Annotated in this window: 25 protein-coding genes; 15 read left to right on the top strand and 10 right to left on the bottom strand. The window is 51.1% G+C overall.

The features are described from left to right. Positions 1 to 10: 10 nt before the first annotated feature. The 9 genes from TPRIMZ1_RS0105900 to cysK all read left to right on the top strand — a co-directional run bounded on the left by TPRIMZ1_RS0105900 (position 11) and on the right by cysK (position 7,788). Complete coding sequence (locus TPRIMZ1_RS0105900) at positions 11 to 1,474, top strand: nitrogenase component 1 (protein WP_010256280.1); 1,464 nt, start codon at positions 11 to 13, stop codon at positions 1,472 to 1,474. After that, positions 1,471 to 2,871 carry a nitrogenase component 1 gene (locus TPRIMZ1_RS0105895; protein ID WP_010256279.1) on the top strand — a complete coding sequence of 467 codons (1,401 nt, stop codon included), beginning with the start codon at positions 1,471 to 1,473 and terminating at the stop codon, positions 2,869 to 2,871. Before TPRIMZ1_RS0105900 ends, TPRIMZ1_RS0105895 begins: the two co-directional genes overlap by 4 nt. Before the next feature lie 22 nt (positions 2,872 to 2,893). Next, entirely contained in the window at positions 2,894 to 3,355 is a 462-nt protein-coding gene (locus TPRIMZ1_RS0105890) for a NifB/NifX family molybdenum-iron cluster-binding protein (protein ID WP_010256278.1), read from the top strand. A 109-nt stretch (positions 3,356 to 3,464) separates the two neighbouring features. Continuing rightward, complete coding sequence (locus TPRIMZ1_RS20005; RefSeq protein WP_010256277.1) at positions 3,465 to 3,632, top strand: YezD family protein; 168 nt, start codon at positions 3,465 to 3,467, stop codon at positions 3,630 to 3,632. A gap of 20 nt (positions 3,633 to 3,652) precedes the next feature. Next, on the top strand, positions 3,653 to 3,841 hold the full coding sequence (locus TPRIMZ1_RS0105880; protein WP_010256276.1) for a DUF2292 domain-containing protein: 189 nt from the start codon (positions 3,653 to 3,655) through the stop codon (positions 3,839 to 3,841). Between the two features lie 126 nt (positions 3,842 to 3,967). Further along, entirely contained in the window at positions 3,968 to 4,996 is a 1,029-nt protein-coding gene (locus tag TPRIMZ1_RS0105875) for an ABC transporter substrate-binding protein (protein WP_010256274.1), read from the top strand. A 48-nt stretch (positions 4,997 to 5,044) separates the two neighbouring features. Continuing rightward, positions 5,045 to 5,851: an ABC transporter permease gene (locus TPRIMZ1_RS0105870; protein WP_010256272.1), complete on the top strand. Its 807-nt coding sequence runs from the start codon at positions 5,045 to 5,047 to the stop codon at positions 5,849 to 5,851. Between the two features lie 31 nt (positions 5,852 to 5,882). Then, complete coding sequence (locus TPRIMZ1_RS0105865; protein WP_010256270.1) at positions 5,883 to 6,803, top strand: ABC transporter ATP-binding protein; 921 nt, start codon at positions 5,883 to 5,885, stop codon at positions 6,801 to 6,803. A 46-nt stretch (positions 6,804 to 6,849) separates the two neighbouring features. Then, positions 6,850 to 7,788, top strand: coding sequence for a cysteine synthase A (cysK, locus tag TPRIMZ1_RS0105860; protein WP_010256267.1), 939 nt, complete (start codon positions 6,850 to 6,852; stop codon positions 7,786 to 7,788). On the opposite strand, the gene TPRIMZ1_RS0105855 is transcribed toward cysK, so the two are convergent. Genes TPRIMZ1_RS0105855 through TPRIMZ1_RS0105840 form a run of 4 tightly spaced genes read right to left on the bottom strand, consistent with a single transcriptional unit; the run spans position 7,775 to position 13,454 of the window. Then, a complete protein-coding gene (locus TPRIMZ1_RS0105855) occupies positions 7,775 to 9,154 on the bottom strand; it encodes a nitrogenase component 1 (RefSeq protein WP_010256265.1) in 1,380 nt (459 codons plus the stop codon). The two genes, cysK and TPRIMZ1_RS0105855, sit on opposite strands and share 14 nt — an antisense overlap. Then, positions 9,151 to 10,620, bottom strand: a complete 1,470-nt coding sequence (locus tag TPRIMZ1_RS0105850) for a nitrogenase component 1 (protein WP_010256263.1) — start codon at positions 10,618 to 10,620, stop codon at positions 9,151 to 9,153. The genes TPRIMZ1_RS0105855 and TPRIMZ1_RS0105850 overlap by 4 nt, the downstream gene beginning before the upstream one ends. Before the next feature lie 9 nt (positions 10,621 to 10,629). Further along, positions 10,630 to 11,991, bottom strand: a complete 1,362-nt coding sequence (locus tag TPRIMZ1_RS0105845) for a nitrogenase component 1 (RefSeq protein WP_010256261.1) — start codon at positions 11,989 to 11,991, stop codon at positions 10,630 to 10,632. Continuing rightward, entirely contained in the window at positions 11,988 to 13,454 is a 1,467-nt protein-coding gene (locus TPRIMZ1_RS0105840; protein ID WP_010256260.1) for a nitrogenase component 1, read from the bottom strand. The genes TPRIMZ1_RS0105845 and TPRIMZ1_RS0105840 overlap by 4 nt, the downstream gene beginning before the upstream one ends. A 317-nt stretch (positions 13,455 to 13,771) precedes the next feature. On the opposite strand from TPRIMZ1_RS0105840, the gene TPRIMZ1_RS0105835 reads away from it, so the two are divergent. The 6 genes from TPRIMZ1_RS0105835 to pyrF all read left to right on the top strand — a co-directional run bounded on the left by TPRIMZ1_RS0105835 (position 13,772) and on the right by pyrF (position 18,405). Continuing rightward, positions 13,772 to 13,999, top strand: coding sequence for a hypothetical protein (locus TPRIMZ1_RS0105835; RefSeq protein WP_010256258.1), 228 nt, complete (start codon positions 13,772 to 13,774; stop codon positions 13,997 to 13,999). Next, on the top strand, positions 13,996 to 14,322 hold the full coding sequence (locus TPRIMZ1_RS0105830; protein ID WP_010256256.1) for a type II toxin-antitoxin system PemK/MazF family toxin: 327 nt from the start codon (positions 13,996 to 13,998) through the stop codon (positions 14,320 to 14,322). The genes TPRIMZ1_RS0105835 and TPRIMZ1_RS0105830 overlap by 4 nt, the downstream gene beginning before the upstream one ends. A gap of 72 nt (positions 14,323 to 14,394) precedes the next feature. Next, a complete protein-coding gene (locus TPRIMZ1_RS0105825; protein ID WP_010256255.1) occupies positions 14,395 to 15,693 on the top strand; it encodes a dihydroorotase in 1,299 nt (432 codons plus the stop codon). 2 nt (positions 15,694 to 15,695) lie between these two features. After that, positions 15,696 to 16,568 (top strand): dihydroorotate dehydrogenase electron transfer subunit, encoded by an 873-nt coding sequence (locus TPRIMZ1_RS0105820; protein ID WP_010256254.1) that lies wholly within the window; start codon positions 15,696 to 15,698, stop codon positions 16,566 to 16,568. Then, positions 16,565 to 17,485 carry a dihydroorotate dehydrogenase gene (locus TPRIMZ1_RS0105815; RefSeq protein ID WP_010256253.1) on the top strand — a complete coding sequence of 307 codons (921 nt, stop codon included), beginning with the start codon at positions 16,565 to 16,567 and terminating at the stop codon, positions 17,483 to 17,485. Before TPRIMZ1_RS0105820 ends, TPRIMZ1_RS0105815 begins: the two co-directional genes overlap by 4 nt. Continuing rightward, entirely contained in the window at positions 17,482 to 18,405 is a 924-nt protein-coding gene (gene pyrF, locus TPRIMZ1_RS0105810) for an orotidine-5'-phosphate decarboxylase (RefSeq protein ID WP_010256251.1), read from the top strand. The genes TPRIMZ1_RS0105815 and pyrF overlap by 4 nt, the downstream gene beginning before the upstream one ends. Before the next feature lie 15 nt (positions 18,406 to 18,420). Here pyrF and TPRIMZ1_RS0105805 read toward each other — a convergent pair whose 3' ends face one another. From TPRIMZ1_RS0105805 to TPRIMZ1_RS0105780, 6 genes are all read right to left on the bottom strand, one after another. Then, positions 18,421 to 19,395, bottom strand: coding sequence for a transketolase family protein (locus TPRIMZ1_RS0105805; RefSeq protein ID WP_010256248.1), 975 nt, complete (start codon positions 19,393 to 19,395; stop codon positions 18,421 to 18,423). Then, the gene (locus TPRIMZ1_RS0105800; RefSeq protein WP_010256246.1) at positions 19,395 to 20,264 is read right to left on the bottom strand and encodes a transketolase; all 870 of its coding nucleotides are present in this window, start codon (positions 20,262 to 20,264) and stop codon (positions 19,395 to 19,397) included. The genes TPRIMZ1_RS0105805 and TPRIMZ1_RS0105800 overlap by 1 nt, the downstream gene beginning before the upstream one ends. 19 nt (positions 20,265 to 20,283) lie before the next feature. Continuing rightward, positions 20,284 to 21,342, bottom strand: coding sequence for a zinc-dependent alcohol dehydrogenase (locus TPRIMZ1_RS0105795; RefSeq protein WP_010256244.1), 1,059 nt, complete (start codon positions 21,340 to 21,342; stop codon positions 20,284 to 20,286). A 21-nt stretch (positions 21,343 to 21,363) separates the two neighbouring features. Continuing rightward, the gene (locus tag TPRIMZ1_RS0105790; protein WP_010256243.1) at positions 21,364 to 22,221 is read right to left on the bottom strand and encodes a hypothetical protein; all 858 of its coding nucleotides are present in this window, start codon (positions 22,219 to 22,221) and stop codon (positions 21,364 to 21,366) included. Between the two features lie 94 nt (positions 22,222 to 22,315). Further along, positions 22,316 to 23,212 carry an AraC family transcriptional regulator gene (locus TPRIMZ1_RS0105785; RefSeq protein WP_010256241.1) on the bottom strand — a complete coding sequence of 299 codons (897 nt, stop codon included), beginning with the start codon at positions 23,210 to 23,212 and terminating at the stop codon, positions 22,316 to 22,318. 111 nt (positions 23,213 to 23,323) lie between these two features. Then, positions 23,324 to 24,109, bottom strand: a complete 786-nt coding sequence (locus TPRIMZ1_RS0105780) for an SDR family oxidoreductase (protein ID WP_010256239.1) — start codon at positions 24,107 to 24,109, stop codon at positions 23,324 to 23,326. Between the last annotated feature and the right edge of the window lie 64 nt (positions 24,110 to 24,173).

Below are 24,173 nucleotides of genomic sequence, written 5' to 3'. Positions count from 1 at the left end.
AGAAAAATGTATGGGTGACATCTTAACATATACCGGATTGGATGTACGGGAACATAGATTAAACACTGTTTTATCCTACCACGGTACATCGAAGGACCTTAATGAAAAGGGGAAATCCAATTCCCTTGCCTGTGCGGGCCGTTATTACGGTCAGTGCGGCAATTGCCCCGAAAGCTGCGCCGAAACCCGGGCGGTGTACATACGGGATGCGGTGGCAATCAGTCATGCGCCTCTGGGCTGCGCCTCCCTGTCCTCGGGTCGTAACGTAAGTTTCCGGGCGGTCTGCCGCGCCCGGGGCTTTGATGTACGGAATGTTCGCCATATCAGTACCAATATGCTGGAGAAGGAAACCGTGTACGGCGGGGGGGAGAAACTCCGTTTCGCCGTACGGGAAGCGGAAAAGCGCTACCATCCCAATGCAATTTTCATCCTCAGTTCCTGCGCCGCCGGTATTATCGGGGATGATCTGGAGAGTATTTCCGACGAAATGGAAGAAGAATTGGGATACCCGGTTATTCCGGTACCCTGCGAGGGCTTTAAATCGACCGTGTGGGCCACGGGGTTCGATCTCTCCTACCATGCCATACTCTGGAAGCTGGTAAAACCTCCCCGGAAAAAGCAGGAGGATCTGGTCAACGTGTTCAGCTTTGCCCAGTCCGATGGTTTTGGTCCCCTGCTCAGGCCCCTGGGGCTTAAGGCTAACTACCTGGTGGATTTAAGTACCGTCGAAGGGGTTACCTATATGTCCGAGGCGGTGGCGTCGGTACAGATGTGTACCAGCCTGTCCATGTATATTGCCCATATTCTTGAAGAACAGTACGGGGTTCCGGAGATTAAGGTTCCCTCTCCTTTCGGCCTGGAATGGACCGATCAATGGGTCCGCACGGTGGCGGCGTTAACCGGCAGGGAAGCTCTGGCGGAGGAATTTATCGCCGCAGAACACGCCCGTATAGCGCCGGAGCTTGCTGAACTGAGGGAAACGCTCCAGGGAAAAACCGTATATGTCTGGGGCGGGGATGCCTGGGCGATGAATATCACTAATATTGCCGGGGATTTTGGTATGAAATTGGTGGGGCTCAACCTGAACCACCATGATGTGCAAATGGATTCCACCAGTGACGAGGTGTTGTTGGATCATTTTAACGAAACCCACGGGGATGTACCCAACATTAGTATTTGTAACAAGCAGCCCTTTATCGTCCATAAACTCCTGCAGGAGATTAATCCGGATGTAATTATTCTGCGGCATGGGGGCGGCCCGATCTGCGCAAAAATCGGAATCCCCAACCTGCCCGAGGGGGATGTGAACTACGGAATCGGCTATGAGGGGATACTCCACCTGGGCCGGCGTTTGCAGACGGTGTTTAAGAAAAAGCGGTTTTATGAACACATGGGGAGACACCTGAAGCTGCCCTATACGGAATGGTGGCTTAATGAGAAAAATCCCTATTATTTTGAAGGAAGCGCCAAATGAGCGGCATCATAGAACAGCAGCGTTTTACCTGCGCCTTGGCGGCCCAGCAGACGGTTTTGGCCATACCCCGGGGTATTCCCATAATCCACGCCGGACCGGGGTGCTCAACCAAGGCGTTTAGTTTTGCCTCCGCCGGTGCAGGAATGCAGGGCGGCGGTTATGCCGGGGGTCATGAGATTTCCTGCACCAATGCCGGTGAAGCAGAAGTGGTATTCGGCGGGGAAAAAAAGCTGGACAGCCTGATCGACGGGACCCTCAGGGTAATCGACGGGGATCTCTACGTGGTGTTAACCGGTTGTACCTCGGATATTGTTGGGGATGATACCCTGAATGTCGCCCAGGGTTATGCCCTTGAGGGACATCCGGTGGTGGCCGTGGAAACCGCGGGTTTCAAGGGAAGTAACTACCTGGGCCATGAGTTTGTGCTGAACGCGATCATAGAACAGTTCGTGGGAGATGTGGTTCCCCAAGTACGGCAGGGGCTGGTGAATGTTTTTTCCGTGGTACCCTTTCAGGATCCTTTTTGGAGATCGGATCTGGAAACCATTAAGGAACTCCTGCAGCTTTTAGGCTTTGAGGTGAATATCCTCTTCGGAAGCCGTTCCCGGGGTATCAGTGAATGGAAGGATATTCCCCATGCCCAGTTTAATCTGCTGCTTTCCCCTTGGGTCGGCCTTGGGGTGGTAGAACTTTTGGAGCAAAAGTACGGTACCCCCTTCGTCCACTATCCTGTTTTACCCGTCGGCGCCGAGGAAACAAGCCGTTTTTTGCGGGTGGTCGGTCAGTTTGGCAATATCCCGCAGGAAAAGGTTGAGGCGGTTATTGCAGAAGAAGAACAGCGATACTACGATTATTTCAGCGCCGCCGCGGAACCCCTGACGGAATTTATCGATTTCCTCCCGGCGGATTTTTTTCTGGTGGCGGACAGCGTTTATGCCCTGGGGATCAGCAATTTTCTGGTGCATGAAATGGGGTATGAACCCCAGGGGATTTATATTATTGATGATCCCAGCGAGAGCAAACAGGAACTGGTCCGTACATCTTTTCACGGAATACTGCCGGAATTCGATAAACGGATCTTTTTTGAGCCCAACGGCGCCCTGATCGGGGAGGATATTCAGCGGCGGCTGGTGTACAAAAGCCGTTCGTGGATCTTTGGTTCAACCTGGGAACGGTTTCTGGCGGAGGATACGGGTAACATTTACGTTTTTACCAGTATTCCTATCAACGCCGATGTTATTATAACCAGGGGTTATGCCGGGTATGACGGCGGACTGCGTCTGATAGAAGAACTATTCAGTCAGGCGTTCCAGGGCCGGGCGGTTACATCGGGGGTTCGGAATTCCTCGGACCAAGCAGTTCCGGTCGCCGTGGCAACTGCCCAGGAAGCTGAATAACTTTTCCATATAAGGAGTACCTATGCCCTATAAAATTGCACTGACCACTTCAAACGGATCTGATGTGGATCTGCATTTTGGTCAATCAACGGAGTTTCAGGTTTTTCAGGTTCATGAAGATACCGGGACCTGGGAATTTCTTGAGCAGCGGAATCTGAACCGGGCAACCGGGCCGGCCTGTGCGCCCGGCGAATGCCCGGATACTTCGCAGGCATCCTGTGCGCCGGGCTGCGCTGCTCCTTCGCAGGCTGCTTCTTGCGGCGGCTGCGGATCCGGACAGGGGCACCGGGATGAGCGGATAGAGGCGGTTATCGCCGTTCTTTCGGACTGTAACTATATTCTAACCGCCAAAATAGGCCCCAAGCCCCAGGCGGTGCTTAAACAGGCGGGGATCACCGCCTTGGAATCTCCAACGGATCTGGGAGTGGCCATTGGTAAGCTGAATACCTACCACAATAAATACAACAAAATCACCAGGTTTTAGGGGAATTTATTGGATATAAACTATTGACAATCGTTATATCATATTGCATATTAATCATATATATTTTATAGGAAATAGAAGTGAGTTTGCTATAAAAAGCGGGGTGTTTATGGCGGAAGAGAAAGAAACCGGGGAATTCCCGGGAGGGCTTGATGACAAGAGCTTAAAGGAGCTGAACCTGGTTCTTTCATCCCTCAAGCATGGATCGGTAACCTTGATTATCCAAAACGGTAAGGTTGTCCAAATTGAAAAAAATGAAAAGATACGGCTGGTTTAGGATTTAAGGAGGGTACTCTTATGGAAAAAAGGGATTATCAAAAGAGCAAGCAGCCGAATTACCAACCGGTTTTGTTTGACAAGCTTAGAAATGTGCGGAATGGATCTATTTCCATCATTAAGCAGGACAGCGTAATCGTTCAGATCAATGTCTTTGAAAGGATACAGCCCGATACGGTAGTTTCAGTATTGACAAAAAAATTGGTATAGTATATAAATCATATATAAATAGTAGGATAGTGTGGTTGACCGGTGATTCGGAGGCCCTAAAAACCCTTGTAAGGTTTTTAGGGCTTTTTTATTTAGCGAGTTGAAAGATTAAAAGGAGAAAATGTTATGAAAAGGACAAAAAGATTTTTTGTACCAATCCTGGCGGCTGTAGCGGTATTAAGTGTTTTTACCGCCTGCGGTAAGGACAAGAAAGCGGCGGGAGCGCTCAGGACCGCGGATTCTGACGGGTTATTTGCGGTTCGGATTATTGAACCAACCGTATTTAACGAATTTTCAGCGGCGGATCTGCTCGGGTACTTTAAGGAAGAGGGTATTAAGGTCGAATACGTGGGGACGGTTCAGGGGGTTTCCAACTACCAGTTGCTGGAGCAGGATGCTCTGGACGTGGCCACCGGACATCCGCCCCAGGTTGCCCAGGCACGGCTGGCGGGAATGAAGATCGTCGCCGTAATTCCCGGTATGGTCGATCATCCCCAATACCCCCATGTCCGCTATTTTGTCCGGGAGAACGGTCCTATTAAATCTTTGGATGATATAGTTGGTAAAAAGGCTGCAATAGGTAGTTTCTCCGCCTGCTCGGACGGTTACTTACGATACTATCTGAATGAACGCGGGATAAAAGGGGATGTAGAGTTTGTGGTACTTCCCACGGGTGGACAGCCGGAACAGGCCTTAACCCAGGGCTTAATAGACATGACCAACTCCCATCCGCCCTTCGGCAGCATAGCCAAAAAAGCGGGAGGCAACGTACAGATCGCATCATCCTGGGATATTCTGCATAGCCCCGGCGCAGGGCTTTCAATCAGAGCCTTTACCGAGGATTTTGTCACAAAGTATCCGGAGGTTGTCCGGGGTTTCTCAAGGGCCATGTACCGGGCGCGGCTTTGGATCAATGCAAACATGGAAGAGGCGGTTCCCCTGGTTTCCGCCCATGTTGGGCTTGACCCGGACAATGTGGACATCGAATGGGACGCCTTTTGGTTTGAGGATAGTAATATTATCCGGCCTGAATATATCGACAAGTGGTTTGAAATTGCCGAGTCCCTTGAATATTGGAAGCATGGGGATATTAAACCGGAGGATATCTATACCAATGAATTTGCTCCGGCCCCGGTAGTATCCTCGGCGAATTGAAGTTAGTCATACCGGTGGAGAATTTTTAAAAACAAAAAGGAAAAAGAGATGAATATAGTATTAAAAATAGCGCAAAAAGGTCTTAGCAAGACAGCATATTTTCTCTACCGGATGCTGGCGATACTTATATTTCTGCTTTTCTGGGAAGTTTTTGCGCGCCTGCGGATTGTAAATCCGGTTTTTCTGCCCCCCTTTACCAAGGTAATGGCGACCCTCTACAAGCTGACCATATCCGGTGACCTATGGAAACATTTTACCATAAGCGCCCAGCGATCACTGACGGGGTTTATTGTAGGGTCCGCAGTGGGTATTCCGGTGGGGATGGTAATCGGATGGTTCAGAAAATTTGAGCATTTTATTGATCCCCTTATTCAGGTGTTCAGGAATCTTTCGGTACTTGCGCTGCTCCCCGTATTTATGCTGATTTTCGGGATAGGTGAATTTTCCAAGGTGGCCCTAATCTTCTGGGGCGTCCAGTGGACCCTGTTGATGAATACCATAGCGGGGGTCAAAAATGTAGATACCCAGCTGATCAAGGCTGCCCGGGCCATGGCAACCCCGGGACCGGTGCTTTTTGCGAAGGTTATCCTCCCGGGCGCTCTTCCCTCAATTGTTACCGGCATACGCCTGGCCGCAACATCATCGGTACTTATTCTTATTGCGGCGGAGATGTTAGGCGCCAATAGGGGATTGGGTTATGCCATTCACTATTACGAAGGGCAGATCCGGATTCCGGAGATGTACGCCATGATCGTTGTTATGGCGCTCCTTGGTCTTCTTATCAGTTATGCATTGGTGGCCTTTGAAAAACGGGCGTTCCAATGGAAAGAAAAAGTCGGCGTCGGCGGGGACTAGGAACCGCAATTATGAAAATGGAGTTAAAATTATGGTGAGTTTTGTTCAGCAGCCGGTGAAGGCCGGGGAAACAACGGTTACCGGGGACTATAAAATTGTCGCCCGGAATATTAACCGTGTTTTTCAGGCTAAAAAATCAGTTTTGGGTAAAAAAGAATTTACCGCAATAAAGGATCTTAACCTTGAAGTAAAGCAGGGTGAATTTGTTACCATTGTTGGCCCTTCAGGATGCGGTAAATCGACATTTTTGGATATCCTGGCAGGACTCGCCGCGCCGAGCTCGGGGGAATTGTTTATCGATGGCCATAAGATTACCGGACCTGCCCTGGACAGGGGTATTGTATTACAGGGCTACGCATTATTCCCTTGGCGGACGGTACGGCAGAACATTGAATACGGGCTTGAAATCAAAAAAATAAAAAAACAAGAACGTAAAGAAATCAGCAGCAAGTTTATTGAGCTGGTTGAATTAAACGGGTTTGAGGATCATTATCCCCACGAACTTTCCGGGGGTATGAAACAGCGGGTTGCCATTGCCCGGGCGCTTGCCTACGACCCGGAGGTTCTGCTGATGGATGAACCCTTTGCCGCGGTGGATGCGCAGACCAGGGAAACGTTGCAGGACGAGCTTCTCAATATTTGGGAAAAGACCCATAAGACCATAATCTTTATAACCCACAGTATTGAAGAGGCGGTGTTTCTGGCGGATCGGGTGGCGGTTATGTCCAACAGTCCCGGTACGATTAAGCGTATTATTGATGTTGAACTGCCCCGTCCCCGGCGGATAGGGGATACACGGAAATCTATTGATTTTTCCAGAATTACCGGGGTGGTGTGGAGTCTGCTCCATGATATTGGGGTACCTGAAGTTAAAGAAGATACCCGGGAAAGTTATGGTGATGATGTTCAAAAGGAAGCGGAAAAAAGGAATATTGATTCTGCTGCTCTATAGGACGGACGAATCGGTTCGTTATGCTTATTAACAGGAAGGCTGTTTTATGTCAAAAATTGCAAAGAGATTGACTGATTTGGTCGGCAATACGCCGCTTTTAGAACTTACCAATTTCAGCGAAGTAAAAAAACTTCAAGCGCGGCTTATAGCCAAGCTGGAATATTTCAACCCCCTGTCTTCCGTGAAGGATCGTATCGGATATGCGCTTATTAAGGATGCGGAAGAACGGGGACTTATCAAGAAAGATTCGGTTATTATTGAACCCACCAGCGGGAACACCGGTATAGCCCTGGCCTTTGTGGCGGCGGCAAAAAAATACCGGATCATCCTTACCATGCCCGAGACCATGAGCTTGGAACGGCGTACCCTTCTTTCCGCCCTGGGCGCAGAGATTGTGCTGACCCCCGGCCCCGAGGGTATGAAGGGCGCCATAGCCAGGGCAAAACAGCTTGCTGCGGAAACCCCCAATTCCTATATTCCCGGCCAGTTCGATAATCCTGCAAATCCGGAAATACACCGCCGTACCACGGCGCTGGAAATCTGGTGCGATACGGACGGCGAGGTGGATATTTTTGTCAGCGGGGTTGGTACCGGCGGTACCATCACCGGAGTTGGGGAGGTGCTCAAGCAAAAGAAACCGGGGGTAAAAATTGTGGCGGTGGAACCCTTTGATTCGCCGGTACTTTCCGGTGGAAATCCTGGACCCCACAAGATCCAGGGCATAGGCCCGGGGTTTGTTCCCGGTGTGCTGAATACCAAAATTATCGATGAGATTTTTAAAGTTAAAAATGAAGAAGCCTTTAACACCAGCAGGGAATTAGCTTTGGAAGAGGGTCTTTTGGCGGGGATTTCTTCGGGCGCCGCAGTATACGCCGCCAGTGAAATAGCAAAACGGCCGGAAAACAAGGGGAAGGTGATTGTGGTACTGCTGCCTGATACGGGGGAACGGTATTTATCAACTTCCCTGTTTTCTAAAGAGACTTAAGCGCTTCTGCTTCTATGGCATAGGAGTTGGTGTTCCGGGAAACGGACTGTTTCGTCTTAAAGTTGTCCGTGTATATTTCTTCTATCAGTTGCAGTCCACCCCGGTAACCCAGGAAGCTCTTGTTGATGATCACCGCATCCGATATGGGGGCGCTCACAAAGGTATAGAGATTATTGGTTTCCCGGGCCAGTAATTTCTCCCAGCTGCTACCCAGGAACAGGGCCTTCCGGGAATTTCCCAGCTTCTTTTTTATGTCCCGCTGAATAAGGCCGCCGTCTACCTCAAAGAAGGTACGGTCCTTAAATGATTCATCCCGTGATTTGGCAATTTCATTAATCAGGGCTGCATAAGCTTGGGGGGCGTCATCGGTGATATACAGACCCTTGAGGACAAAGCCCGCTTCGTTTACCAGAAAACTGGAAAAGCTTAAACCATAGGCGCTGTCCGCCACGGTGTAGAGTTCCGATGGGAGGTTTGTGCGGTAATCCCCCAGGAAATCAAGGAGGGAGACCAAATATTGATAATACCGTTCTTCCTCTTTTTGTATCACCCTTTCTACGGTGTCCGTTGGAATTCCGGCGTAGGTCCCCACTGCCCGCAGGAAGGCGTTTGTTTCCAATGCGCCCACGGGTAGTACGGGATAGTGCAGAAATGGTGTGCCGTATTTTTCTTCCAGCAGTTTTACGGTGCTTAATCCCACCCAGGGGGAAACCAGGAGGTTAAACTGGGCGTTGGGGATATCCTGCCATTCCGCAGCGCCGCCTGAATCGTAGCCAAAGAGGATATTTACCTCCAGGCCTATGGATTCCAGAAGGGTTTTTAGGGCTTCAAGATCCCCCCGCCAAAACGGATCCTGATAGGGGACCACGGAAAAAACATTTACCAGTCCTTTCCGCAGCTTGGGTTCCGCTTCCCCCACAAACTGTTCGATAATAGCGTTCACCGCCGCTTCGTGGCCGTAATAACTGTTCCCCTTAAAGCCCGCGGTTTCAACCCCCACAATGGGCTTACCCTGTTCGGCGAATTCCTTGGTGATATTGATGGTGTCATCCCCCACAATATCTGCGGTGCATCCCGTAAGGACCACAAAGAGGTCCCCCTTTAATACCCTCAGGGCGCCGTCGATGGTGGCCCTGAGCTTTTTTTCACCCCCGAATACCACTTCCTGTTCGTAGGAATTGGTGCATGCTATTTGGAGCCCGCCGCCGTACCCTTCCCCCTGCTGCCCTGCGGAGGCAAACTGGCTGACCTTCGCGGCGCAACCCGGTCCGGCGTGAATTATGGGCAGCGCCCTGGGTATGGCAAGGACGGTCTGCTGGGCCGCCAGGGCACAGGTAAATCTTGGCTGTTCAATAACAAAACTCATTTGGTTTTTTCTCCGCTGAAGTAAAAGGGATCTTCCTGTTCCAGCCACCAGTCGGTATAGGGCAGCTTTACGTGACGGGAGATATTATCAATCACCTTTCTGGTTTCCAAAAGCTCCAGTAAACGTTTTCCCATTTTGACAATTCCCTCGTAGCCGATGCTGTAGTTTGCGTCCCCCTCAAAGATGGTTGGTATGCCCAGCTTTAAGCCCAGGGGAGAAAGGCCGGGGTGGCGGCAAATCAGAAAATCCGGGTGGAGGTTTTTGAGCAGCTTTACTACCTGATAGGGCTGGAGGTTACAAACCGAAAAATTTGTTACATCTCCGTTGGTCTCCACCAGGGCTTCCATTGAATTAACCGATGCCGGGTTATCGGTAAACATATCGTGGTGCAGGGACGTTACCCCCGCCCATTCAAGGTCCAGGCTTTTTACCAGGTTTGCCAGGTTATGGGCAAAGGAATCCCCCGCTATGACGTAGAGTTTTTTCCCCGAAAGTTTCCCCTTGAGCTCCTCAATTTCACCGGCGTATTTTGCCCGTTCTTCGGCGATCACCTTTTCCGCCTGCTCTTCCCTGCCGGTAGCCTTGCCCAGGGCGCGCAGCCAGGCGTCGGTCCAGTCCAGGCCGTAGGGCGCGGCGACCTTCAACTCCGGCACGCCGTAGCGTTCCTCCAGAACCGAGGCCACATACATGGACAGGGTTTCGCAAATGGAAACCGAACAGACCGCTTCCGACATGGTTTCAAGCTGTTCAACCGTTGCAAGGCCCACAAGGTAATTAACCCGGAGCCCCATACGGGCCAGGAGGGGCGAAAATGTATCTATCCCGGCAAAATTAAATACGTTTACCAGATCTTTCTGCTTTTTTACCGGCGGCTTAACCACCTTTCTGAGTATGCCGTGGAAACCCGCATCAAACCCGGAGGACCATATTTTTGACTTAAACCCCTCGCAGTAAATGGGAACCACCGAGTAGCCCAATTCCTCCTCCATCTCATCGGCAACGCTTTCTATATCTTCGCCGATAATCCCCGATGTGCAGGAGGTGGTAATGTAGAGTACCTTTGGATGGAACCTGTTGTGCGCTTCCCGCAGGGCCTGACGTAGTTTTTCTGCGGCGCCGAAGATAGTATCCTTTTCCTGGAGGTTTGTGCAGAGGGTATTAATATGGATGGGCTTTTCCTTTCTGGCGTTTGCGGCCCCCGTGGTACCAAGGGTAAGTTCCAGTGTGGTGGCGTAGCAGCCCACGGGGGCGTGGAAAACCACCGCCGCATCACGGGTACGGCCCACGGTTCCCGAGGCGCATCCTTCGGGGCAGGAAGAGCATTGGCTGAAGGACCGGTCCCCCAGGGGGATGGTATTGGTCTTTGCCCTTTCATGCAGATCCTTTGCCGTACCGTTGTAGGAAATAATGGAATGTAAACGTCTTTCCCGCACTTCAACTTCCGGCGCCCCGGTATAAATACTCATGGTTTTCTCCTATTCATCAATTAGAATTTGTGTTCTGGATGTGGTGGTCTTTGTTTTGAACACATTGGAATAAATGTCTTCCAGAAGGTTAAGGCCGCCGTCATAGCCAAGAAAAGTATTATTAACAATCACCGTCTCCGGCAGGGGAAGGCTTGTGAAGGCATAGAGATTATTCGTTTCCTTGGCAAGCATTTTTTCCCAGCTGCTCCCCAGAAACAGGGCTTTCCGGGATTTCCCCAGTTTTTTCCGGATATCCTGCTGGACCAGGCCGCCGTCGGTCTCAAATACCAGCAGTTCCGACAGTTCCTGATCCCGTTGGGCTGTAGCTTCGGTGATGATCCTAATATGGCTTTCCTCAGCGCCGTCGGTGATATACACCCCCTTGGGGATAAAGCCGATTTCGTTCACCAGGAAACTGCTTTGGCCAACCGCATAGGCGCTGTCCGCCACGGTGTATAGTTCCGAGGGCAGGTTGTTGCGGAATTCCGCCAGAAAATCTATCATGGAGACCAGGTACTGGTAAAACCGGTCTTCTTCTTTTTTTACAACCCCTTCTACCACCGTCTTTTCTATACCCGCAAAGGCGGCAAGCTCCCGCAGAAACCTGCTCGTTTCTTTGGCGCCCACAGGCAGTATTGGGTAGTGTAGAAAAGGTGTGCCGTATTTTTCTTCCAGCAGTTTTACGCTGCTCAAGCCGACCCAGGGGGAAAGCAAAAGGTTAAATTGTGCGTTGGGAATATCCTTCCATTCTGCGGTCCCCTCCGCCGTATAACCGTAGAACACATGGGCCTCAAGCCCAATGGATTCCAGCAGTTTTTTGACGGTTTCAAGATCCCCCCGCCAGAAGGGATCCTGGTAGGGCACCACGGAAAAGACATTCACCAGACCCTTCCGGGGTTTTGCCGTTACATCACCGAGGTATTGTTCAAGGATGGCGTTCACCACCAGATCGTGTCCGATGTAGCTGTTACCCTTAAATCCGGCGGTCTCGACCCCCACCAGGGGTTTGCCCTGTTCCGCATACTCCTTAGCGATGTTAATCGAATCATCCCCCACAATATCTGCGGTGCATCCGGTAAGGACCACAAAGAGATCACCCTCCAGCACCTGCAGGGCGCCGTCAATGGTGGTGCGCAGCTTTTGCTCTCCGCCGAATACCACTTCCTGTTCGCAGGAATTAGTGCTGGAGACGATATTGCCCCCGGAAAATCCTTCCCCCTGATGCCCGGCACTAATGGTGGTAAACCCGGAAACCTTGGTGGAGCATCCCGGACCGGCATGAACGATGGGATGGGCGCCGGGTATGGCCAGTACGGTTTGTTGGGCCGCCAGGGCGCAGGAATAGCGTGGTTGTTCTACTACGGCACTCATTTTTCATTCCCCCGCTGGAAATAAAAGGGATCACTTTCCGCCAGCCACCAACTGGTGTAGGGCAGCTTTACATGGCTGGCAATAGTATCAACCAATTTTTTTGTCCGCAGGGCTTCGTAAAAACGCCGCCCCATTTTGACAACTCCCTCATACCCGATGCTGTAATTTGCATCCCCCTCCAGAATTGCCGGAATGCCCAGCTTGGAACCTAAGGTGGTAAGTCCCCCGTGCCGGCATACCAGAAGGTCCGGCTTCAGCCTTTGAAGTATCTTGGTAATCTGGTAGGGCTGCATATTGCAGACCGAAAAATTCGGTATATCGCCGTTAGTTTCGATTAATGCGCTCAGGGTATTAACCGAATCGGGATTATCGGTCTTGAGATCGTGGTGCAGTGATGTTGCCCCCACCAGTTCAAGCCCCAGGCTTTTACCAATGTTGGCCAGGTTATGGGCAAAGGAATCTCCGGAGACCACATACACCTTCTTGCCCTTGAGTTTTTCCTTGTAATACTCAAGTTCTTCCCGGTATTTTTCTTCATCCTCTTTGATGATCCGTTCCGCCTGTTCTTCCCGGTTTGTGATTTTTCCAATGGCCCGCAGCCATTTATTCGTCCAGTCAATGCCGTAGGGGGAGGGCGCCTTTACCTCGGGCACGCCGTATTTTTCCTCCAGCACCGCCGCCACATACATGGACAGGGTTTCGCAGATGGTGGTTGAGCAGACCGCTTCGGATATGGTTTCCACTTCCTCAAGGGAAGTAAGGGGCAGCAGGTAATTAACCCGCAGTCCCATGCGGGAGAGGATAGGGGTAAAGGTATCGGTCCCCTCAAAGTTAAAGACGTTGATCAGATCCTCCTGCTTTTTTACCGGCGGCTTTACCAGTTTTCGCAGTACCCCGTGGAAGGCGGCGTCAAACCCCGATGACCATATCCGCGACTTAAAGCCCTCGCAGTAAATCGGCGCTATGGGGTACCCCAGTTCTTCTTCCATTTCATCGGCCACGCTTTCCACATCTTCCCCGATAATGCCCGAGGCGCAGGAGGTGGTTACAAATATCGCCCTGGGGTGAAACCGTTTGTCAGCCTCCCGTATGGCGTTACGCAGTTTTTCTGTGGCCCCGAAGATAGTATCCTGTTCCAGGATGTTGCTGCTGAGCATATTCAGCTTGAATTCCTGTTTTCCCCGGGCCACGGCGGTACCGTTGGAGGCCAGGGCGTTGTTGAACATCCCCGCGTCACAGCCTATGGGGGCATGAAACACCACCGCCGTATCCCGTATATGGGTTACAACCCCGGCGCAGCCTTCAGCGCAGGAACTGCACTGGCTGTAGGAACGCTCGGTATGGACAATAGAGCGGTCCTTTGATTTTTCGTACAGATCCTTTGCGGACCCGGTATACGAAATGATCGAGTGTAAACGGCGCTCCCGTACTTCAATTTCCGGCGTCGTACTAAAAATACTCATATATGCAATTCTCCTTTCAGGGTTTCCCAGTGTTTGGTTCCCTACCCCGGAACCAAAAAAAGGCTCAAAAAGCCCCTTTCGGGATTTTTTGAGCCTCCGGATGTCCGGTTAACTACTATATCCTACAAATTAGATATGTTTAATATATTATTAATTTACCCCCTTTTTGTCAATAGCCTAAACGTAGCTTTTTCTTCGTATTTTATAGTAAGGTTTTCCCATGAAGCCCCTAAAAGTATCAAATCACGCAGCTCGAACCAACCGTTGCCTTGAAAATACATGATTTTGGGAGTATATTTATATAGGAGTATTTGCAAATGCAAAAACAAATTACCATATCCGTTGAGGAAGATGTTTATAATACCCTTGCGCCGTTAATCGCCAAAAAAACACTGGGAGAATATATCTCAAACCTTGTCCGTTCCCAAAATAAAACTCAATCGCTTGAAGAAGCATACAAAGCAATGGCTGCCGATACAGAACGAGAAAAAGAAGCCCAGGAATGGTGCAATGCTTATTTTGGCCCGGCGGATAAGCATGTATGACCCGTGGAAGTATCTGGTGGGTTGAATTTGATCCCGCTGTAGGTTCAGAAATTCGGAAAACACGGCCGGCGATAATTGTTAGCAATAACATTGCTAACCAGCATTTAAGCCGTGTTGTTGTTGTCCCGGTTACGAGCAATACATCCCGTGTATATCCCGGGGAGGCAATCGTAACGGTCAACGGCACACAAAACAAAGCAATGTCTGACCAGATTATGAGCGCCGATAAAAGCCGGTTAAAAAGTAAAATAGGCATATTATCGGACGTTGATATTCTCTCCCTTGAAACTGCCCTTAAAGAATTCCTCTATCTATCATCGTGACGTATTAACCAAAGGGCGATGTTTCAACCATTGTCCCCTTGCTACGATTCATTCCGGAGGGTATAAAACATCATGACCTTAATCTCAGGCGGCCGCCTGCTCAACCCCCTATCCTCGGACCAAAGGCCCGGCATGGACGATATCCTGGATATAGCCCTGGAAAGCGGCCGGATCACCCGTATTGGGAAGATTGATCCCCGGGATGGCGTCTATGAGCAGGTTATCGACGCCCGGGGGAAGACGGTTGTTCCCGGTCTGGTTGACGTACACGTCCACTTCCGCGATCCCGGCTTAACCTATAAGGAAGATATTGCGTCCGGAGCGGCGGCTGCGGCCCGGGGCGGCTTCACCAGCGTGGTCTGCATGGCCAATACCAAGCCGCCGGTGGATAACGCCGAAACCCTGACGGAGGTCCTGGCTAAGGCGGCAAAGGCTGTTATCCGGGTCTACACCGTGGCGGCGCTAAGCAAAGGCATGGGCGGCGTGGAGCTTACCGACATGGCGGCGCTTAAAAAGCTCGGCGCCCTGGGCTTTAGCGATGACGGCATCCCTATCCGGGACGCTGCCTTTTTGCAAAAGGCCCTGTTAGCCGCCCGGGAACTGGATGCCCCCATCAGCCTCCACGAGGAGGATCCCGCCCTGATTGGCATACCCGGTATAAACGAAGGGAAGGTGTCCGCCGCTCTGGGAATGACCGGAGCCCCGGCGGTGTCGGAAAGCTCCCTTGTAGCCCGGGACTGTATGCTTGCCCTAGCCACGGGCGCCCGGGTCCATATTCAGCACCTTAGCTGCGCCGAATCCCTGGAGCTTGTGCGGCTGGCGAAGCGCCTTGGCTGTACTGCCCGGCTTACCGCCGAAGTGACCCCCCAGCATTTTTCCCTCACCGAGGATGCGGTCCTTACCCAAGGAACCCTGGCGAAGCTCAACCCGCCCCTGCGTACCGAGCGGGATCGCCGGGCTCTTATCGAGGGGCTTAAGGACGGGACCATCGACATGATTGCTACGGACCACGCCCCCCATGGCGCCGAAGAAAAATCCCGGCCCTTTGCCGAAGCCCCCAGCGGGCTCATAGGCCTGGAGACCGCCCTGGCCCTGGGGATCACCAACCTGGTCCTGCCGGGGTACCTCAGCCTGAGCGAGCTTATCGGAAAAATGACGGCGGCTCCGGCGGCGCTCTACGGGCTTGAAGCGGGGTTTCTGGCGGAGGGCGGTCCTGCGGACATCACCATCATTGATGATAGGGAAACCTGGACCGTTTCCGGCTTTGTCTCCAAATCCGCAAATTCACCCTTTATCGGACAGACCCTGACGGGGAAGGTGAAGTACACCATCTGCGCCGGGAAAATCGTTTACCAGGACGGGGAGGCGTAGCAATGGCCGGGGTTATTTCCAACCGGCAGGTTTCGCCGGACTTTTATCTGCTGGAAACAGAATGTACCGCCCGGGACTGCACTGCCTGGGATGGGACTCAAGGCAGTATCCCTGCGATCCGCGCCGGGCAGTTCTGCATGCTCCGTTCCTGGGACAGTATCCCCGTACTTTCCCGGCCCATCAGTATATTCGACGCCGATGGAGACAGGATTTCTTTCTTATATAAAACCGTAGGCCGGGGAACGGCGATATTTTCCCAACTCAAACCAGGTGACAGTATCACTGTTCAGGGGCCTCTTGGGAGAGGCTTCCCCGATGTACGCGGAAGGGTTGCAATGGTAGGCGGCGGCGCAGGAATCGCCCCGTTTTATCTGGGGGCGAAACAGTACCGCGCCGCTTGCAGCACGAGCGCCGCAAATGGTACGAAGGCCGCACTTGGTACGAGCGCCGCCGGCTGCACGGTTGACCTGTACCTGGGCTTCAGCGGCGCATCTTTCCTGACTGAGGAATACCGGGGCCTTGCGCGGGGAACTCCGTTGCAAGTAGCGCGGGGAACTCCGTTGCAAGTAGCGCGGGGAACTCCGTTACAACATGCGGATAGGCTTACCGTGAATGTTGGCGGCCTTATCACCGACGATATTGACCCTGCGGGTTACGACTGGATTTTTACCTGCGGCCCGGAAATTATGATGAAGGTCCTCTGGGAAAAGTGCAAGGCCGCCGGGGTAGGGGATAGGCTCTTTGTATCCCTGGAGAGCCGCATGGCCTGCGGAGTGGGGGCCTGTTACGGGTGCAGCAGAAAAACGGTGACGGGAAACAAAAAGGTCTGCAAAGACGGCCCGGTGTTTCCCGCAGCGGAGGTGTTCGGCCTATGAAGCCCAGCCTTGTAACTGATTTTGCCGGTGTCCGCCTCAAAAACCCCCTGGTCCTGGCCTCGGGGACCTGCGGTTTTGGCCGGGAGTTCAGTGAAATTTTTGACATGAGCCGCCTGGGGGGGATCTGTTCCAAGGGCCTCACCCTGGAAGCAAAAACGGGTAATAGGGGCATACGGATCTGGGAAACTTCCGCCGGGGTGATGAACAGCGTGGGCCTGGAAAACCCCGGAGTTCCGGTCTTTATTGAAAAGGAACTTCCCTTTATGCAAACCCTGGGTCCCCGGCCCCAAGGTCCGGCGTTGATTGTTAATCTGGGGGGGCACAGCATTGATGATTACCTTGCGGGGGTGGAACTCCTCAATGGCGCCGATTTCGATATCCTGGAACTGAACATTTCCTGCCCCAATGTAAAGGCCGGAGGCATGGCCTTCGGTGTTAAGACCGAAGTTGCCCGAGATGTGGTGCGCGCTGTCCGCAGTATTTGTAAACACCGCCTGATGGTAAAGCTCTCCCCCAATGCGGAGGACATAGCAGCCCTGGCCCGGGCCTGCGAGGAGGAGGGGGCCGACGCAGTATCACTGGTGAACACCTTCCTTGCCATGGCCATCGATATCAAAAAACGAAGGCCCGTGTTTGAAAATACCTACGCGGGACTTTCCGGCCCCGCCATCAAGCCCATAGCCCTGCGCATGGTCCATCAGCTTGCCGGGGTCCTAAAAATCCCCGTGATGGGCGCCGGGGGAATAACGAGCTGGCAGGACGCGGCGGAATTTATCATGGCAGGAGCCGCGGCGGTACAGATAGGGACCGCTAATTTCATCAATCCCAAAATATCCCTGGACATACTGGCGGGCTTGGAAACATGGCTGGAATCCCAGGGCATCGCGGACATCAAAGAAATACGGGGGAGTGTATGACAAGTTGTATTACATATAACATGGACCGATTATTCGAAGCGGTAGCGGCCCGGGGGCATGTGTGCGTGGGCATGGATACTTCCACGGAGTATATACCCCCGGTGGAACTGAAGCGGGCCTCTTCGCCTGCGGCGGCGGTATTGGCTTATAACAGGGCGATTATTGACGCAACGGCGGATATTGCCGCCTGTTACAAGGTACAGATCGCCTACTACGAAGAGTTGGGTCTCGCGGGGCTTGAGACCTACGCTAAAACCCTGGCCTATATCCGGGAGCGGGGCGCCCTGGTCATCGCGGATATTAAGCGGGGGGATATTGCGGATACCGCAAGCCGCTACGCCAAGGCACATTTTGACGGCGACTTTGAAGCGGACTTCGTTACCCTCTCCCCCTATATGGGGATGGACTCTATTGAGCCTTGGCTTTCCTGGGCGGATACCAAGGGTAAGGGCGCCTTTGTACTCATGCGGACCAGCAATAAGGGTATGCGGGACTTTGAATACCAGGAACTGAAAACAGGCGGCCGGCTCTACGATACCGTTGGGGACCGCCTTTCGGAACTGGCCGCCGCCCATCTTGGCAAGCATGGCTACGGAGTTTTCGGCGCAGTGGTCGGGGCCGATCCGAAATCCGGCGCCGAGCGGGAAGAAGCCAAAGCCATCCGGGAAAAGCGGTCTAACCTGTTCTTCCTCATTCCCGGTTACGGCGCACAAGGCGGCGGCGCGGATGACGCTGCACTGCTGCTGCGGGAAGGCAACGGCGGGGTGGTAAACGCCTCCCGGTCCATCCTCAAGGCCTGGTCCTCAAATCCGGAAGCTGCTGCAGCCAATGCGGACAACACCATTGCTGCAGGAGCAGCCCGGAAAGCCGCGATGGCAATGCGGGATGCAATATGGGCGGCGCTGGGATCGGGGAAGTAGATCCGGCGGACCGCTCTATAAGGTTTTTAGCAGTATTGCTGTTTTTTCCGCGATACTTTCCGGATCCATACCGTAGTATTTGTATACCTCGTCAGGGTCACCTAAAACCGCAAATTCATCGGGAAGTCCGATCCGGAGGAATTTCCCGCCAAAGCCATGTTCACACAGGTATTCCGCCACGGCGCTGCCCAGGCCGCCGTTAATTGATGCTTCTTCCACGGTTACAATGTTTCCGGTTTCCTTTGCGCACTTGGCGATCATGTCCGTGTCAAGGGGCTTTATGGTGTGCATATCGATCAGCCTGGCGTTGATCCCATGCTTTTCTTTTAGTAACTTTACTCCCATCATTGACCAATATACGCTGGACCCGCTGCTTATAATAGTCACATCGTTTCCGGGGATAGTTTCAATGGCCTTACCGATTGAAAAATTATAGTTTGTGTCCGCATATACATTGGGTGATCCGCCCCGGTCTATGCGTATCACCATGGGGCCTTTTCTGCTCATGGACTGGCGCATCACTTTTTTACACTGATCGGCGTCGGCGGGTATCACCACGGTTAGGTTTGGTATTGCCCGGTACAGAGCCAGATCGGCAATGCAATTATGGGTCGGGCCGCCGCCGGCGGTAACCCCCGCGTGGGTACCGATGAGGCGCACGTTAACATCGTTATACGCTATATCGGTGTGAATCTGATCCGCCGCCCGCAGCGAAAGGAATGGGCCAAAAACCTGGGCAAACACCGTTATGCCGCTCAGCGCCAGCCCGGCGGAAGCGCCCACCTGATTCGGTTCGGCAATACCGAAATTAAAACAGCGATCCGGATACTTTTCCACAAACCTTCCCGCAGTCGTTGACGGCGCGACATTATCAGTATAGGTAAAAGCAAATTCCAGGCCGTCGTCAGCCATGGCCATCATTTCTTCGCCGTAGGCCTCTTTGGCGCTGGACAGCATCTGATCAAAATTAAAAGTGGTTTTTACGGGCATTATCGTACTCTCCTGTTCTTTTCGACTGAGGCAAGGGCCGTGTCAAGCTGTTCCTTTGCAATACCGCCGCCATGCCAAGTGGCTACATTCTCCATAAAATCAACGCCCTTACCCTTGGTGGTATTTGCGATTATGGCAATTGGCTTGCGCCTGACAAAGGGATCGGCGGGCGGTAGATTTTGCAGGGCTTCGCAGACTGAATACATGTCGTTTCCGTCAATAACAACCGGCTCCCAGCCAAAGGCTTTTAGTTTTTCATCCAGAGGATCAATGGTCATAACATCCTTGGTAAATCCCGTCATCTGGAGGCTGTTTTTATCAATAATTGCCACAAGGTTCCCCAGTTTATAATGAGCCGCCGCCATAAAGGCTTCCCAATTGGTACCTTCGTTCAGCTCGCCGTCGCCGGTAATAACAAAGGTACGCCAATTTTTCTTTTGCATTCTGGCGCCCAACGCAAGACCCACCGCAATAGGAAGGCCGTGTCCCAGGGAACCTGCGCTCACTTCAATGGCGTCAACATATTTACGGTTACTGTGCATACCAAATTTTGCCGTACCCAGGGTTTCAAAATGTTCAACCATATAGTCCATGGTATACATTCCCAGATCCGAGAAAATGGTGTACAGTGTTTCCGAACAATGCCCCTTGCTCAATATCAGCCGGTCCCGCTCTTCCCATTTTGGATTTTTTGGATCGTAATTCATATAATGGTGATAAAGGGCAACGACGATATCGACAATTGAAAGCTCGCCTCCCAGGTGTCCCATCCCTATACGGTAGATAAAATTGAGAAGATCCTTTCGTATCTTAATTGATTTTTCTTCAAGTTTTTTTACCAAGCCCATATCAATGTTATAGTTATACATCAGCTTCTCCTGCCTTTAATTATTCGTCAATGTTGTTACAGCGGATTAATATTTTTGTATATTTTCCCGCAACCTGCTGCCTGAACGCTTCGGCCACATCGTCAATATCAAAAATTCCCCGGGTAAAATCTTCCAGCTTGTAAAGCGGTAAAAGTTGCGCGGCCCTGGGGAACGTATACGGGGATATATATATTCCGGAAATAGTAATCTCATTTTTATAACAGTATTGATAGAGATTCAGCGGAAACTCAAAGGTGTTGGGATACATGGCGCTGAAAAGCAGGGTTCCGCCCAAAGCGGTAATCTGCGGAAGGCTGCCGACAGCCCTCACCGATCCCGAACAGTCCACCACGGCATCATAGCCCAAGCCTCCGGTCAGCCCCATGGCTGCCGTAACCACATCCTGTACGGTGGGATCTATGACATCCTTGGCGCCGAATTTAAGCGCCAAAGCGCGCCGGTCCGCAATGGGTTCTATAAGGGTTATCTGTGAAGCCCCGGCGATCTTAAAGCCCTGCAGTGCAAGCAAGCCTATGGGACCGCCGCCGCAAATTGCAATCCGTGCGCCGAATCTGGGCGAGACCTTATCCACAATACGGACCGCCACCGAAATTGGTTCTAAAAGGCAGCCTTCTTTCAGTGAAACACCTTCGGGAAGTTTGTACACCTGGCTTTCATGCCAGGTAATATATTCGGACATGCCCGGCTGGTTTGATTCATCCGCATGGGTGCAGAACTGCTGCTGGCCATTCTGACAGTAATAACAGGTGCCGCAGAATTTAAGGAAATTCCCCGCCACATGGTCTCCGACCTTCAATCCCTTTTTGGTTGCCCGCTCGCCCATCTCAACAATTACGCCGCTAACTTCATGCCCGATACCGAAGGGAAGGTCCCAGCCAAAAATATTATCCTGTGCAATGTGGGGATCGGAACCGCAGATCGAACAATAGGCAACTTTAATTTTAATCTCCTCCGGTCCAGGAGCTTTGACCGGTATGTCCACAACCCTGAGTTCCCCCGCATTCGGCGCTGTTGGGTCCCGGAGCGGGCCTGCTTTAATAACCTGAACTGATTTCATCGCCATTCTCCTCCCTCTGTCCTATTTAAATTCCGCCGTGGTTTGAGGCCCAACGCCTTCCCAATCCACATAATCAATGTGCCAGTCATGGAAGGCATAGATATACTTGATTAGGCCGTATTCGATTTTAAAAATGTCGGTAACATATCCAGGCGGTTCTGAAGGGGGACAGTTAACCATATGGGTGGTGGAGATACAGATACCTGTGTCCACATCTACCACGGGGTAGCGCCGCTTAATGCAATCCCATTTAAATATTGCATTGTCGCATGCACTTCTAACACTGTCCGGATTGAACATTTCATCGGTAACCGGGGTTCCAACTTCGAAACGCCGGGCATCAGGGTGAATTGGAACAATTTTAGAATCGACAATTTTCTGTACCCCGTCCCAATATAACGATGCAGTTCTAATCATCTCCTCCCTGGTGGATTTTGCCTTTTCCGGCAGGGGGGCTTCCATGATTCGAGGCGGTGTCATCTGGTGGGGCAGGACTTCCAAGGCGGATCCGGTCTCAGGGCGGGCAACTTCCTCGATCTCGATTAATTTGCCTTCGGAATTGGCGGTAAGACGGGCATAGTAGATCCACCATTTCTGGGGACCGTGCATCACCTTGGAATTTTCCACCTTCATAGCCTTCATCCCAACATTATTGGTTATGACACCGGAAAAACAGGCGGTGTTTGTTACGGGATCCACAAAGGTCTGCCGGTAAGGAATACGCCGGGGTATGCCCCACACATCGCCCTTACCTAATTCCAGTTTTGGCCCTTCGTAGGTACACTTACAATTCGGCGCCGTCGGAACATCCTGCGGCCTGTTATGTATCAACGCCTCGGTAAATTTAACCACCAGGGTAAGCAGTTCTTTTTCTGTCATTTGATTCCTCCAACTCAACAATCAGAATACTTTCACTTTGGATCCTGGGCAATGAATAATTGAGACACAAAAAGGATTTATTTGTCTATTTGAGTTATTTTCGTTTTATATCACGGAATTGTGAAATAGTAATGCCCTCGTATTTTTTGAAGAGCTTATACAGGGTTCTGGAACATGAAAACCCGATAATTTCTGAAATCTTGTCTATTGAATAATCGGTATAGCAAATGTATCTTTTGGCATATTCTATACGCAGCAGATTCAGGTTTCGAATAATAGAAGTATGAAAAATTTTCATATACTCCCGATTTACATGCCGGGATGAGTAATTTAAATGTTTCGCCACGTCTTCCAGGGTAATCGGTTCGGTAAAATGGGCATGGAGATACTTACTGGCCGCAATTCCCAGATTCAGGGTACCCGCCAGATCCTGGTCTGTTACCCGAATCAGGACAGTATGACGAAGGGCTTTAACCAAAAAATCAAACATCTTAAAAACTATCGAGCTATTCCAGGCCAGTTGTTTGCTATTCCATTCATGCTCAATGGCGTTTAAAATCTCATATCCGTCGAAAGGGGTTGCCGAATAAATAAACTGTTGTTTTTCCAATTGTTCCAGCGCCTGTTTTAAATCATCCCATTCGTGAACGCCCTCCGGACCTCGGTAAAACTGGGTGGCAATGGGAAACAGATCCCATATAAAGACAAAGTAAGGAGCATTGCGGTTTGAGGTAAACAGCACACAGTGTTCAACATGTTTATTAATGAGCAGCAATTCATGTTTACCCAATGTTATTGTTTCATTTTTCATTTTGATTTGTATGGGCGCTTCCAGGGAGTAATAAATCTCATAGAAGGGATGCTCATGGGGGAATTCCGCTGTTTTATTGTCAAGGACATCCGCGTATACCAGGGTGAATTCATAACTATCAAATCTGACACTGGCAATATGATCATAGATAAAAGTTTTAATGGCATCAGTTTGATCCATAATGGATAATTATAGCATACTTTTATAAGAAAAAAAGGGATCTCCTCGTTAGAAGTTTAAAGAAAAGTGCGTATGCAAAATTTGCGTTTTTCTGCGGTTTTCCGCGTTATTTTACAGTACTGTTGTAAATCCTCCGTCAACGCTGATATTCCAGCCATTGATATAATCCGACGCCTTACTGGCCAGAAAAACAACGGTTCCCATAAGGGAATCAAGGCTGCCCCATTTCCCTCCGGGGAGTCTGCTTGAAATTTTTTCGAAGAGCGGTTTATTCTCCTGGACCGCTTTATTTACGGCGGTGGCAAAGAAACCCGGGCAAATGGCATTGGTCTGGATATTGTATTTACCTAATTCATTGGCAAAATCCCTGGTAATACCGATAACACCGTGTTTGCTGATAACATAGGGCGGACAGTCGCCGTCCGCCGTATACGACAGGGCCGAGCCAATATTGATGATCTTACCGTGCCCTTGGTTTATCATCACCTTAGCGACCTCATGACCAAGATAATAAACGGCGTTGAGATTCAGATTTATCACTTGTTCGTATGCCTCGTCGGGATAATTAACAAAGTTATCAAAAATACCCATCCCCGCATTATTCACCAGAATGTCTATTTTGCCGTATTCTTTAAGGCAGGTTTCCACCACGGTTTTGCGGTATTGTTTATCCGTAAGGTCGCCCTTCAGAAAAACCACCCGCCGCCCTTCGGCTTCAATGGCCTGACGGACTTCGGAGAGCTCGTCAATAAAATAGGGAATAAAAAGATCGGCTCCGGCCTTGGCAAAGGCTATGGCGTAAGACATGCCCAGATTTGTATTGCCGCCGGTAACAATTGCTGTTTTGCCTTTCAGGGAAAAGTAGTCCATTGAAAAACGCTTAATATTGTCGTCCATTGTATGCTCCTGAACTATATTAAAGTAACACTATTTAGAATAAAACAATGACCAGAAAAGACAC

This window comes from Treponema primitia ZAS-1, assembly GCF_000297095.1.
GTDB classification, from domain to species: domain Bacteria; phylum Spirochaetota; class Spirochaetia; order Treponematales; family Breznakiellaceae; genus Termitinema; species Termitinema primitia_A.
The sequence above is the reverse complement of the archived record's forward strand: the minus strand, read 5'-3'. Positions and strand labels throughout refer to the sequence as shown.